Below are 13,603 nucleotides of genomic sequence, written 5' to 3'. Positions count from 1 at the left end.
AATTCCCCCTTATTTCCCAAAACCTTTGGATGGGGTAAATGTGTTATCAACAATCGGTGCTGTGTCTGACTGAGGCACGTGGCACTGTAAACAGAAGTAGCGATTTGGTGCAACTTCGCCAAGGACTTTGCCTGTTGCATCCATAAAGTGCGTTGGGCTGACTCTTGGTGCCCCTGTCGTGCGGTAATTTTCCACACCATGGCATTGCAAGCAACGATTAGTATTGGTGGTAATTTGATAACCTTCAACACTATGAGGGATCATTGGTGGTTGATTCACATAGTTTAATGCCATTCTTTCTTGCTCTTTCGGAATATGAATGCTTCCTTCTGACGTACCGGATACTTCTGGTGATTGGGTCAGGTCTACACCATTAGCAGCCCAAACAAGACTGCTTACAACAAAGGCCATTCCAGCCACCCAACGGCTGATCGTCTTTTTCAGGACAGGATTTTTCATGATTTTGCTCCCGAACTCCATCTTAGTGTTATTTTAAAAACATCCTCAGAACAAACATCGATGCAACGACCGCAAGTGATGCAATCTTTATCGGATATCTGCGCTGGAGCTTGTTTATCTAGGACCGGTGCGCGCAGAACTTGCGGCTCCGGACAAATATGGAAACAGTCCATACAACGGCTACAGTTTTCTTTATTTTCCGCTGTAACAACCAATGCGCCCTTGCACCCTGCCACGCCATATAGCGCACCTAATGGGCAAAGGTGACCGCACCAACCATGTTCCACAACTAATAAATCGAATAAAAACAGTGCAACTAAAACCAATGCACCGCTGCCAAAACCAAAAATTAAACTGCGCCCCATTAATGAAACTGGATTAAGCCATTCCCAAAGTAAGGTACCTGTAATAGCAGAACCGATCAGGATCACGACCAGCAATACATAGCGAATATTGCGCGGTATTGTTGCGGATTGGTTAAAATCAAATTTACGTCTTAACCACGCCGCCGCATCCGTCACTGGGTTTACAGGACAGACCCAACTACAGAAAATGCGCTTACCCAGCAGTGCATAAACCCCGAATACGATAGCAGCCCCAACTAATGCTGAGATCCCCGGTAAGTAACCACTTGCTAAGCTCTCTAAGGTGATTAATGGGTCAGTCAAAGGTACGGTGTCTAACAATAAGCTACTGCTGTAGTTACCATGTAAAATCCATACCCCAAACCATGGCCCACTCAAGAACATCACTAACACCAGCAATTGGCTTATACGTCTAAACACCAACCATTTGTGGCTCTGCCACCAGCCTTTTTTTGCCTGAGCTTCACGTCCGGCATCACGTTTACGATTCGCCATTGTTACCCTCCAGCCAACCAAAGCGGTAATGGTGTCCTAACTCACCTTTCGCCAGCGACCTTGGTAATACCTTGATAGCTGCCTCTTCCAATACACATGCCTGTTCACATTTACCGCATCCCGTGCAGTAGTTGCTATTGACGGTGGGTAAGAAGCGCGCGTGCTTACCTGTTCGGTGGTTTTGTTCAAGTTCCAATGTGATGGCTTCATCAATCAGTGGACATACGCGGTAACATACATCACACCTTAGCCCTTGAAAGTTCAGGCAGTTTTCCTGATCGAGTAAAACGGCTAACCCCATGCGTGCATCGTTAATCGACTCAATGTCTTTATCCAATGCACCACTTGGGCAAACCTTGGCGCAAGGAATGTCCTCACACATTTCACACGGATTTTCTCGGGCGATGAAGTATGGCGTTCCAGAAGCCAAACCGGATGCCAATGTCGCTAATTTCAACATGTCATACGGGCAGGCTTGAACGCATTGTCCACAGCGGACACATGCACTGGCAAATGCTTTTTCATCAAGGGCTCCCGGCGGACGAAGCTTGACGCCACTCGCACGGGAAGTTTGTTGCTGAAGCCCCAGCACCACACCAACAGCCGCCAACCCACCCGCAGTACGGGCGACATCGCGTAAAAAGCGACGACGACTATTCTGGGACTTAGCCTGTTGAGACTTAGCTTTCTGGGGCATGAGCAATTACACCTTTTCCAGTTTAACGGCACATTTTTTGTAATCCGTTTCTTTTGAAAGCGGATCGGTTGCATCCAGTGTTAAGTTATTCACTAGCTGCGCAGCATCGAAGAACGCCATGTAAACTAAGCCTTTTGGTGGTCTATTACGGCCACGTGTTTCGACAATCGTGGTCACATCACCACGGCGTGAAACCACTTTGACTTTATCACCACGGCGTAAACCTCTCTCTTTCGCATCGATTGGATGTATAAACACAAGAGATTCAGGGAAAGCACGGTGCAGTTCAGGAACACGGCGTGTCATACTACCGGTATGCCAATGTTCTAATACACGGCCTGTTGATAACCATAAGTCATATTCTTTATCTGGCGATTCCGCAGCAGGCTCAAATGGCAGAGCAAAAATCACCGCTTTACCATCTGGTTTACCGTAGAATTGATAACCCGCGCCAGCCTTAACGTAAGGGTCATTTCCTTCGCTATAACGCCACTGAGTTTCTTTGCCATCAACCACTGGCCAACGGATACCGCGCGCTTTGTGGTAGTCATCAAAATCAGCCAAATCATGACCATGACCGCGACCAAAGCCAGCGTATTCCTCGAACAGCCCTTTTTGTAAGTAAAAACCTAATTCACGAGACTCATCATTAAGTTGGTCTTCTGCTAACTCGCTCACAGGGAACTTCGTTACAGCTTGGTTAGCGAATAACACGTCATATAGGGTTTTACCGCGTAATTCAGGTTTTTTCGCGAGTAACTCTTCAGGCCACACTTCATCCGTTGTAAAGCGTTTAGAAAACAGTACCATCTGCATTAAGTCAGATTTTGCTTCGCCTGGTGCCTTAACTTGCTGGCGCCAAAATTGGGTACGACGTTCCGCATTACCGTAAGCCCCTTCTTTTTCTACCCACATGGCTGTCGGTAAAATTAAGTCGGCAGCCAATGCGCTGACCGTTGGGTATGGGTCAGATACCACGATAAAGTTACGTGGGTCGCGCCAACCAGGCATACGCTCTTGGTTGATATTCGGGCCCGCTTGCATGTTGTTGTTACACATTACCCAGTAGAAATTCAATTTACCGTCTTTTAAAGCACGGTCTTGGGCAACGGCGTGTAAACCCACTTTTTCAGGGATCGTCCCAGCAGGTAACCCCCACACACCTTCTACTTTTTCACGGTGTTTTTCATTGGTAACCACCATATCCGCAGGTAAACGGTGTGAGAACGTACCGACTTCACGAGCAGTACCACACGCTGATGGCTGGCCTGTTAATGAGAACGGCCCACAACCCGGTTGAGAAATTTTTCCTGTCAGTAAGTGCAAGTTATACGCTAAGTTATTCGCCCAAACACCGCGAGTGTGCTGGTTAAAGCCCATGGTCCAATAAGAAACCACTTTCGTTTTAGGGTCTGCGTAAAGTTTAGCGAGTTCTTCTAACTGATCTTTTGGAACCCCGGTCATTTCTGCGGTTTTGTCTAACGTATATTCTGCAACAAAGGCTTTATACTCGTCCCATGTCATTGGCTCAGACGCATCAGAACCTGCATTTTTCGCATTTTGTTCGAGTGGGTGAGTTGGGCGTAATCCATAACCGATATCTGTTGCACCACGACGTAAATTCACGTGTTTATCGAGGAATTCCTGATTAACTGCGTTGTTTTGAATGATATAGTTTGCAATATAGTTCAGGATCACCAAGTCAGATTGTGGTGTAAAGACGATGCCGTTATCCGCTAATTCAAAGCTACGATGTTTGAAAGTCGATAACACCGCAACACGCACGTCAGGGTTAGACAGACGACGGTTGGTGATACGAGACCACAAGATTGGGTGCATTTCTGCCATGTTTGAACCCCAAAGGACAAACGCGTCAGCATGTTCAATGTCATCATAACAACCCATTGGTTCATCCATACCGAAAGTACGCATGAAGCCCACTACCGCAGAAGCCATACAGTGGCGTGCATTAGGGTCTAAGTTATTAGAACGGAAACCACCTTTGAACAGTTTTGATGCCGCATAGCCCTCCCAAACTGTCCACTGGCCCGAACCGAACATACCAATCCCTTCAGGACCTTTTTCTTTTAATGTGGTTTTGACTTTTTCTTCCATAACATCAAAGGCTTGCTCCCACGTAATCGGTGTGAACTCCCCATTTTTGTCATATTCGCCGTCTTTCATACGCAACATTGGCTGCGTTAAACGGTCTTTTCCGTACATAATTTTTGGTAAGAAATACCCTTTGATACAGTTTAGACCACGGTTTACAGGGGCTTCTGGGTCACCTTGGCTGGCCACAATACGACCATTTTGAGTGCCCACCAGTACCCCACAGCCTGTACCACAAAAACGACAAGGGGCTTTGTCCCATTTAATACTTTCTTGTTGACCAACCACTGCTTTCGCAATGCTCGGTGCGCCAATACCTGCCGCCGCAGCAGCGGCCGCTATCGCATTGGCTTTCATAAAGCTACGACGACTGAGTTTCATAATCTTCCTCACCTTGCTCTTCCTGCTGATGGTAAACCAGCGAAACATCTAGTACGCCGTCAATATCGCGTACTAAATCAATAGTATCTAACAACGTTCTACTACCTTGCCCTTCAACAACCACAATCAGTTTTCCGTTTTCCGGGGCGCTTAGCGCCACTTCACAATGGGAAAGTTGATTAATTTCTTCGGCCACAGTAGACAGTCGCTCACTTTTTACTTGTACTATTAAACTGCACACTTGATAGTTACTGTGCATGTTCATGCTCCACGGTAATGGCTGAAACTGGGCAACCTGCGACGCAAGCACCACAGCCTGTACAACCTGGTGTTTCTACTTTTGGCTGGTATATACCGGCCATTGACGGACGAAAAGAGATGACTTCAGGCTCACAACTGTCTTGGCAACGACGACATTCAATCGAAAGATAAGCAAGACAATTTTGGCCAATCGAAATTGAGATATCCCAAGGTTGGGAATGTTTTGGTAGGAAAATAGGTTCTGGACATGCTGTTGCACATGCATAGCAAAATGTACATTCACCACGCTTAAAATCAACAACAGGGTAGCCCCCTGCTCCTGGTTGGATAATTGCCGTTTCGCAACTTTCAACACAGGCATTGCAACGGGTACACAATTCGATAAATTGCGTTTCACTACCACTCCATGGCGGCCGAACCACTGGGGCTGCACTACGCCACGCACCAGTTAATACTCCCCGACGGGTGAGATCAACCATGTTTTTTTCCTTTACATTGCCAACAAAAAAACTAAAACGTATTGATAAACCGCATTTTTTATATGTGTATTTATGAGAAATATTAACGATAGAGGTTATAAAAATACATACTACCAAGTGGGTAAAAGAGGTAATTACCCGTATACGACTAGAAATGACAACATTTACGTTATTTACTCACCATTAGCTAAAAGTAGCACCAAAATGATAACCAAGTAGGCCTTTTTAATTATTTATTAACATTTTTTTAATATGTATTATTAATTTAAACTCAAGTTTTAATTTTTTAAATTATAATTCCAGCTCAAAACTACTACTAAAGTGGTATGTGCAATGTCATTTAGCAAAAAAATATCTGTATTTTTTTTGATATTAAACAACTTTCATTTCTAACTTTATTTTAAAAACAGCACTCAAATATTTAAAATAAAAAAATTATTTTAAAATCAATAAAATAAAATCAGATAACGCCAAATATCAAAATAAGAATCATTACTAATTAATTATTAAAAGTAACAGTTTAAAACTACAGAAAAATAACTATATCAATTTCAATAATACCTATTTTTTATTATTTCCTCACATTCTATTTCCTTATTACAAATTATCTTTTGATCAAAAACAATATTTTTAGTGTGGTTTTTTGTTACACATATAAATTGGCAATGTCTTGGTAGCAGATGAAAGCTTGCTATCAAACCTAAATAACAAAAAGATACCCAAAATAGTTCGAGTCACAGGTCACATTACAACAACAACTCGAAAAATGAAGGGATGACTGGCTAAAATTACTCGAGGCCCTTTTTATGGCAAACATAAGAAATAATGCACTATGCTTATTGAGTCTGGTTGCAGGAATATTTCTCTTTACCTCTGTTCATGCTCAAACTCCGACTAAAGATAGTACATCTACCATCAACGCTCGAAATGAAACTTTCGAAGCTGCTCACCCTGATCAATACCACTCTTGGCGAGCAACATCCGAGCAATCAAACCGAGAAGACGCATTAGCGGAAGACCCTCGCTTAGTCGTTCTCTGGGCTGGATACCCATTCTCACGCGACTACAACAAACCTCGTGGTCACGCCTATGCCATCATCGACGTCCGTGAAACCTTACGAACTGGTGCTCCGAAAGATGCCCAAGATGGCCCGCTTCCGATGGCATGTTGGAGCTGTAAAAGTCCCGATGTGGCTAGGCTTATCCAAGAACATGGCGAAGATGGCTATTTCGAAGGTAAGTGGGCAAAAGGTGGCCCAGAAGTGGTGAATGTCTTAGGTTGCGCAGATTGCCATAAAACCGACTCAGAAGATTTTGCAAAAGGTAAACCAGAGCTAACACTTTCTCGCCCTTATGCAGAGCGTGCAATGGAAGCGATTGGCAAACCGTTTGATAAAGCCAGCCGGTTCGACCAACAGTCCATGGTATGTGGCCAATGCCACGTAGAATATTATTTCTCTGGTGATAAAAAAGCCGTGAAATTCCCATGGGATAACGGCACCAAAGTGGAAGATATGGAAGTCTACTACGACAACATTGGTTTCTCTGACTGGACCAACTCACTGTCGAAAGCTCCAATGCTAAAAGCCCAACACCCAGAATATGAAACTTGGAGTGCGGGTATTCATGGCAAAAATAACGTGACCTGTATTGATTGCCATATGCCAAAACTGCAAAACGAAAAAGGCGAACTGTATACCAGCCATAAAATTGGTAATCCATTCGACAATTTCGAACAAACCTGTAGCACTTGCCATACCCAAAGCAAACAACAACTGCAAGATGTGGTTGCTGAACGTAAAGTCGCTATCCAAGAGATGAAAATCAAAGCGGAAGATCAATTGGTTCGCGCTCACTTTGAAGCGAAAGCCGCATGGGATGCAGGCGCAACAGAAGATGAAATGAAACCAATTTTAACCGATATTCGCCATGCACAATGGCGCTGGGATTTAGCTATCGCCTCCCACGGTATTCATATGCACGCACCAGATGAAGGCCTACGTATGTTAGGTGGTTCGATGGATAAAGCGGCAGATGCACGTACCAAACTCGCTCGCCTGTTAGGCTCTAAAGGCATCACCCATGAAATTGCCATTCCAGATATTTCAACCAAGGAAAAAGCACAACAAGCCATTGGTTTAGATATGCAAAAAATCAATGCGGAGAAACAAGAGTTCTTAAAAACTGTCGTTCCGCAATGGGATGACCAAGCTCGTAAAAATGACCTATTAGCCAAATAACCATGATTTGCCCCAAATAATGGGGCAATACAACCAATGGAGTGAATATGAGCGTACTACGTTCGTTATTAACTGCTGGGGTGCTGGCAACAGGCTTATTATGGGCAACAGCCGCATCCGCAACCCCACAAATGGCACAAGAAAATGCAGAAGGCCGTTGGGTTGTCACGCAGCAACGCAGTGCTGACAGCGCCTGCTTAGACTGTCATAAACCAGACCAAGAAGGCATGCATGGCACTCACGCAGAAGTGATTAACCCTAACAATAATTTACCCGTGACTTGTACCAACTGCCACGGTAACCCAGGGCCTGATCACCGTGAAGGCGTCAAAGATGTCATGCGCTTTAACAACCCAATGTATAACGTTGAACAACAAAACAGTGTCTGTCTGTCATGTCACTTACCAGAGCAACTACAAAAAGCGTTCTGGCCTCATGATGTCCACGTCACCAAAGTGGCCTGTGCCAGTTGCCATGACCTTCATCCGAAACAAGATACGATGAAGGTACTGACTGATAAGGGCAAAGTAAAAATATGTGTCGACTGTCACTCAGATCAACGCAATAACCCTGATTTCAATCCAGCAGCGGTGAAATTGCGTAAGGAGCAGCCATGAGTTGTTCTCGTCGTCAATTCATTATCTACACAGGAGCACTGGCGGCGGTAGGAGGGGTTGCTAGCCATACGCTAGCTAACACCATGAAAATAGATGGCGTTCGCTACGGCATGGTGCACGATGAAAATCTGTGCATCGGCTGTACGGCGTGTATGGATGCGTGCCGAGAGGTTAACCAAGTACCGGAAGGTGTTTCACGGTTAACCATCATCCGTAGTGAGCCCATAGGCCAATTTCCTGATGTTAAATACCGTTTTTTTCGCCATTCCTGTCAACATTGTGAAAGTGCGCCTTGTGTTGATGTTTGCCCTACTGGTGCCTCTTTTATCGACAAAACAACGGGGATTGTTGATGTAAACCCTGACTTATGTGTCGGCTGCCAATACTGTATTGCTGCCTGCCCTTATCGTGTCAGATTCATTCACCCTATCAATAAAACTGCGGATAAATGTGATTTTTGTCGTAAAACGAATCTAAAAAAGGGTAAGCAACCAGCTTGTGTCGAGTCTTGCCCGACCAAAGCATTAACCTTTGGTAATTTAGATGATCCTAAGAGCGATATTTCGTTGATGCTAAAAGAAAAACCGACTTATCGATTCAAGATTGCACTCGGTACTCACCCCAAAATGTATCGAGTCCCGTTCAAATATGGGGAGGTTAGCCAATGACAACAGCTTCTGCTTTCCATTTTGAATCCTTAGTGTGGGACTGGCCCATTGCCGTTTACTTATTCTTAATTGGTATTTCAGCTGGGATCGTGGTACTTGCGGTACTTATGCGCCAGTATTATCCCACTGCGGCTGGCAGTGATAGCACTCTCATGCGCACAACACTGATTTTAGCTCCGACAACAATCATCTTTGGGTTATTGATCTTAATTCTCCATTTGACGCGTCCATGGACATTCTGGAAATTAATGTTTCATTACAGCCCAACTTCGGTGATGTCGATGGGGGTAATGTTATTCCAAGTGTATATGGCTGTACTTGTTATTTGGCTTGCTAAAATTTATGAAAAAGAGCTCATGGTTTTACAGCAAAAATGGCTGCCTAAGTTTACGCTTATCCCAAGAATATTAACCCTGCTAAATCGTGCGATGCGTTCTCTGGATATTGTAATGCTAGTCTTGGCTGTTTTGCTTGGGGCTTATACCGGATTTTTACTTTCAGCATTAAAATCTTATCCATTCTTAAACAATCCATTATTACCAGCTTTATTCCTATTTTCAGGAATATCGTCAGGTATCGCGGTATCATTAATGGCAATAGCATTACGCTACCGTAAAAATATCCATAACGACGAAACCGCATTTTTACACCGTATCGAAGGCTTTGTTATTTGGCTCGAGATATTCCTATTAGCAGCCTTTTTTGTCGGGCTAGCGTTAGGGGATGACGGGAAAATTCGTTCATTAATTGCCGCATTAGGCGGTGGTTTCTGGACTTGGTGGTTTTGGATTGGCGTTGTCGGGTGTGGTTTTATTATTCCTCTGCTATTCAAAAAATGGATGGATAAAGGACAAGGTGCAGCAAGAGTATTGATTATCAGTGGTGCAAGCTTACTGGGTGTCTTCTGCTTACGCTTCTTTGTGTTATACGCTGGGCAGTTGACCGTCGCATAACTCACTCAAAAATAAGGGTAATCATTGGAACTAATACTCCCAGAAATTGGCTTTCTCTGCCTCGCATTGGCACTCTGTATTGCCTGTTTCCAAGCATTGTTTGGAGTTATTGGTTTCTTCCGCCATATTCCGAGGCAAATGCCTCGGAATATTCTTTGGACCTACTTACAGTTTCTTTTCTTGCTCGTTGCCTATGTTTGTTTAACTCTCAGCTTTATTCAAAGTGATTTTTCAGTCGTGTATGTGGCGCAACATAGCCACCGGCTATCGCCGCTATATATTAAAATTGCCGCAGTATGGGGAGGCCATGAAGGCTCAATATTTCTTTGGCTACTGTTTATCTCTGCTTGGAGTTGCCTATTTGCATGGTGTTATCGTCGGCAAACTCACCCCGTATTTCCTCTCACATTAACCCTACTCGCTATTATTAGTACCGCATTATTACTGTTTATCGTCTTTTATTCGGACCCCTTTGTTCGCATTTTCCCTCCTGCTATTGAAGGGCGAGATCTCAACCCAATGCTGCAACATTGGGGGTTGATATTACACCCTCCACTACTTTATTTAGGTTATAGCGGGTTAATGGTCGTGACCGCCTTAGCACTTGCATCCACGCTGTGCACGCAATTTAACCAAACAGTTGCAAGGCTCTGTTGGCGCTTTGTCGTTCCTAGTTGGTGCATACTCACTTTGGGTATCACACTGGGTTCATGGTGGGCATACAGTGAACTTGGTTGGGGGGGATGGTGGTTTTGGGACCCAGTTGAAAATGCATCACTGTTACCATGGCTAAGTGCAACTGCGTTATTCCATAGCCTTACCATTTCATACAAAACGGGTCATTATCGTCATTGGTCAATATTACTGGCGATCCTCACGTTTATTTTATCTCTATTGGGCACGTTGATTGTACGCTCAGGTATTTTAATGTCTGTCCATGCGTTTGCTTTAGATAACGTTAGGGCTGTCCCCCTCTTTTTACTATTCAGTTTCCTGAGTTTCGGTGCTTTATGTATATATGGTTGGAAAGCTAAAAACATTGATAATTTACCAACCAAAACTAATCGCCGTCAGCTTTATTTATTACTCACTTTAATCCTATTTTCTACTGTATTATTCATTGTCCTGACGGGCACACTTTACCCGATGATTTACACGTTATTTGGTTGGGGAAAAATATCGGTTGGGGCACCTTATTTTAACCAAGCATTACTACCATTTGGTATTTTGATGCTAATCATAATGGCGGTAAGTGCCATTTATCCGCTTAACAAAACTCGGATTAAAGCCCAATGGCGTATTCTTTTCATTATACCTCTCAGTGTATTAGTAAGCTTATCTCTTTGGTCTAAAGGGATTATTATCGCTCTTTCTTGTGGTTTTTTATTTGCTATTTTACTTATCTTTTGGCTACGACCCATCGATGCTATTCGTCAACAATTCCCTTCCCTTATCGCTCATACAGGGGTTGTGATTTTTGCGGCTGGCATTGCCTTATCCATTGGTAGTCACCATGAAACCAGTGTTAGTCTTTCTGTTGGGCAATCTATCTCACTCGCAGATTATCAATTTCAATTCAACGAGTTGCAACTTGAAGCTAAATCTAATTACACTACCGAAAAAGCCATTATACAAATTAGCAAAGCTAACCAACCATTACACCAGCTAATCACCGAGCGCCGCTTTTATACTGCTCGCCAGCAATTAATGATTGAACCCGGTATATATTGGGGGTGGCTACGTAATTGGTATGCGGTATTAGGTGAGAAAACGGGAACAAATAGCTATGCAATACGCCTTTACGTACAAGATGGCATTCAATGGATTTGGAGCGGTGCGTTTGTAATGTGTTTTGGCCTATTAATAAGCTGGATAAAAGGGAGGATAAAAAATGCTTAAAACCCTATTAGCACTATTTTTCCTATGTTGCTCTTTTATATCCAATGCTCAGATTGTTGATGTGTGGCAATTTAATTCTATTGAAGAACAAGAATATTCTTTGCAAATAGCCTCACAATTACGTTGTCCGCAGTGCCAAAACCAAAACTTACTCGAATCCAATGCACCCACTGCAGTAAGTATGCGCCACCAAGTTTTTAAAATGGTTGCAGAGGGGAAAGATAAAGCGCAAATCATGCATTATATGACCGAGCGATATGGCGATTTCGTGCTGTATAACCCTCCCTTGACTATTGGCACCGCACTGCTTTGGGGATTACCGGGCATTGCTCTAGTTGGCATTTTTTATTTCATTTTCAAATTTTATCGCTCACAAAAACAGCCGATTTTAGAGAACAATTTTCACCATCAGCAGGTATTCGAGCAATTATTGTCAGATGATGTAACAGCGCCATCAGTTGCAAAGCAATGGCATATTAATAAATTACTCGCCATATTAATGGTGTCAGTTGTTATTGGTTACTTTTTTTCGCCTCGGTTTGAATTAGCCTACCAGGAATACCAACGTATTTCAGATCCTCTACTCTCATTCACACCATTACAGCAAGAACAAAATGATTTATTCCGCTTGCAAGATGATATTCGCCAATCTCCTAAAAATAGTGAGCTTTGGGCTACACTAGGTGAATACTATCTCTATCAAAATAGTTATGATAACGCATTAATTGCTTATCATAGAGCGTTAAAATATGGAGGAGAAAATGCTCAGATATACTCAGCGATTGCAACCGTTTTATATTACCAAGCAGGTCAACAACTAACAGAAGATGTCAGAGCGGTAATCAACAAAGCATTAAACCTTGATAAACAAGAAATTACTGCTTTAATGCTAGTCGCTTCAGATGCTTTTATGAATGCAAATTATGAACAAGCAATTGATATTTGGCAAAAATTATTAGATAGTAATAGTTCTCGTATTAATCGTTCTCAACTCATTGAAGCTATTCATATGGCAAAAATAATGAAGAACAAAAAATAATAATCTTATTCTATATATTTTCGTTACTCTAGGGATTAATACATACTGAATTATCACAATAGTGATAAAGTATCCTTTTATGAAATGTCTATTTATTTAAATGTGTAATTTTTCGTTTCTTATTGGTTACCATTGTTTCCCTTCTATATTACTTCAAATAATCTTATGTTAGATTGGTAACCGTTAATTATCCCAAATGTAATCCAAGTATATCTCCGTAAGTGAAATCACCAATTAAAAGTTAGCCTATGGCAATGAATTTTTATTCAATTTTTATATTTTGGCATTCATTGGGAGATTCAAAACTAATAACATAAGAAATAAATACTATGAAAAATAAAATATTTTCATTTTTAGTCGTTGGCCTAATTGCAGGCGCTTCCTTTATAGGAGGCGTTGTAAGTAACTATACACCTGATTTAGATATTGTAGAAAAATCTCAAAAAGCGGTTGAGGATTTTTTAGCATTCCCCAAAACGGCCGAGTATAAAAATGTTAAATATCATGAGATAAGAGAAACCTTAGACCATGGTATGCTAGGTTATGTATGCGGTGAAGTGCTTATTTTCACTAGCCAAAACTCATATTCATTTAAACGTTTTGTGGTCAAAACCTATCTTCATAATGACGGCCGTAATGTTGTTTCTATTCCATTAATTGATAGAGATGATAAAGAATTTCCTAATAATGATTTTAATGTAATTTGGAATAAGTATTGTAATAGTTAAAAATATATAAAACCTAACTGTTTAAATAAGATATTTCCGAGAACCTCTTTAACATTACATTAAAATGTTAAAGAGGAGGAAAAATAAAATATTACATCACAAACCCCATTCTATATAAAAATAGCTTTAAATAACCTTAATATTATCGATAGGTATTTTTATTTATCCACCTTAAGCTAAATTAATTACGCCCTTTTTATGAACATCAAT

The 13,603-nt window shown here is 42.1% G+C and carries 13 protein-coding genes; 7 read left to right on the top strand and 6 right to left on the bottom strand.

Going from position 1 to position 13,603, the window contains the following annotated elements:
- Nucleotides 1-9: 9 nt before the first annotated feature.
- The 6 genes from napB to napF are packed head-to-tail and all read right to left on the bottom strand — an operon-like array spanning nucleotide 10 to nucleotide 5,249.
- On the bottom strand, nucleotides 10-459 hold the full coding sequence (gene napB / locus ACU696_RS08035) for a nitrate reductase cytochrome c-type subunit (RefSeq protein ID WP_004913351.1): 450 nt from the start codon (nucleotides 457-459) through the stop codon (nucleotides 10-12).
- Nucleotides 456-1,319 carry a quinol dehydrogenase ferredoxin subunit NapH gene (gene napH, locus ACU696_RS08030; RefSeq protein WP_209101921.1) on the bottom strand — a complete coding sequence of 288 codons (864 nt, stop codon included), beginning with the start codon at nucleotides 1,317-1,319 and terminating at the stop codon, nucleotides 456-458. The genes napB and napH overlap by 4 nt, the downstream gene beginning before the upstream one ends.
- The gene (napG, locus tag ACU696_RS08025) at nucleotides 1,306-2,016 is read right to left on the bottom strand and encodes a ferredoxin-type protein NapG (RefSeq protein ID WP_004262231.1); all 711 of its coding nucleotides are present in this window, start codon (nucleotides 2,014-2,016) and stop codon (nucleotides 1,306-1,308) included. Before napG ends, napH begins: the two co-directional genes overlap by 14 nt.
- A gap of 6 nt (nucleotides 2,017-2,022) precedes the next feature.
- Nucleotides 2,023-4,509, bottom strand: a complete 2,487-nt coding sequence (gene napA / locus ACU696_RS08020) for a nitrate reductase catalytic subunit NapA (RefSeq protein WP_004913361.1) — start codon at nucleotides 4,507-4,509, stop codon at nucleotides 2,023-2,025.
- Nucleotides 4,490-4,768, bottom strand: a complete 279-nt coding sequence (gene napD / locus ACU696_RS08015; RefSeq protein ID WP_004913364.1) for a chaperone NapD — start codon at nucleotides 4,766-4,768, stop codon at nucleotides 4,490-4,492. Before napD ends, napA begins: the two co-directional genes overlap by 20 nt.
- Nucleotides 4,758-5,249 carry a ferredoxin-type protein NapF gene (gene napF, locus ACU696_RS08010; RefSeq protein WP_004262238.1) on the bottom strand — a complete coding sequence of 164 codons (492 nt, stop codon included), beginning with the start codon at nucleotides 5,247-5,249 and terminating at the stop codon, nucleotides 4,758-4,760. The genes napD and napF overlap by 11 nt, the downstream gene beginning before the upstream one ends.
- Nucleotides 5,250-6,055: 806 nt before the next feature.
- Between napF and nrfA the strand changes: the two genes are divergently transcribed.
- The 7 genes from nrfA to ACU696_RS07975 all read left to right on the top strand — a co-directional run bounded on the left by nrfA (nucleotide 6,056) and on the right by ACU696_RS07975 (nucleotide 13,393).
- A complete protein-coding gene (nrfA, locus tag ACU696_RS08005) occupies nucleotides 6,056-7,489 on the top strand; it encodes an ammonia-forming nitrite reductase cytochrome c552 subunit (RefSeq protein WP_109912716.1) in 1,434 nt (477 codons plus the stop codon).
- Nucleotides 7,490-7,536: 47 nt separating this feature from the next.
- Nucleotides 7,537-8,106, top strand: coding sequence for a cytochrome c nitrite reductase pentaheme subunit (nrfB, locus tag ACU696_RS08000; protein ID WP_004913368.1), 570 nt, complete (start codon nucleotides 7,537-7,539; stop codon nucleotides 8,104-8,106).
- On the top strand, nucleotides 8,103-8,774 hold the full coding sequence (gene nrfC, locus ACU696_RS07995; RefSeq protein ID WP_004913371.1) for a cytochrome c nitrite reductase Fe-S protein: 672 nt from the start codon (nucleotides 8,103-8,105) through the stop codon (nucleotides 8,772-8,774). Before nrfB ends, nrfC begins: the two co-directional genes overlap by 4 nt.
- On the top strand, nucleotides 8,771-9,727 hold the full coding sequence (gene nrfD, locus ACU696_RS07990; protein ID WP_117162787.1) for a cytochrome c nitrite reductase subunit NrfD: 957 nt from the start codon (nucleotides 8,771-8,773) through the stop codon (nucleotides 9,725-9,727). Before nrfC ends, nrfD begins: the two co-directional genes overlap by 4 nt.
- Nucleotides 9,728-9,751: 24 nt before the next feature.
- Nucleotides 9,752-11,626, top strand: a complete 1,875-nt coding sequence (locus ACU696_RS07985) for a heme lyase CcmF/NrfE family subunit (protein WP_123382332.1) — start codon at nucleotides 9,752-9,754, stop codon at nucleotides 11,624-11,626.
- Complete coding sequence (gene nrfF / locus ACU696_RS07980) at nucleotides 11,619-12,665, top strand: heme lyase NrfEFG subunit NrfF (protein ID WP_123382333.1); 1,047 nt, start codon at nucleotides 11,619-11,621, stop codon at nucleotides 12,663-12,665. Before ACU696_RS07985 ends, nrfF begins: the two co-directional genes overlap by 8 nt.
- Before the next feature lie 329 nt (nucleotides 12,666-12,994).
- On the top strand, nucleotides 12,995-13,393 hold the full coding sequence (locus ACU696_RS07975) for a hypothetical protein (RefSeq protein WP_196723728.1): 399 nt from the start codon (nucleotides 12,995-12,997) through the stop codon (nucleotides 13,391-13,393).
- The last annotated feature ends 210 nt before the right edge of the window (nucleotides 13,394-13,603 follow it).

The organism is Providencia sp. PROV_01 (genome assembly GCF_053098325.1).
The sequence above is the reverse complement of the archived record's forward strand: the minus strand, read 5'-3'. Positions and strand labels throughout refer to the sequence as shown.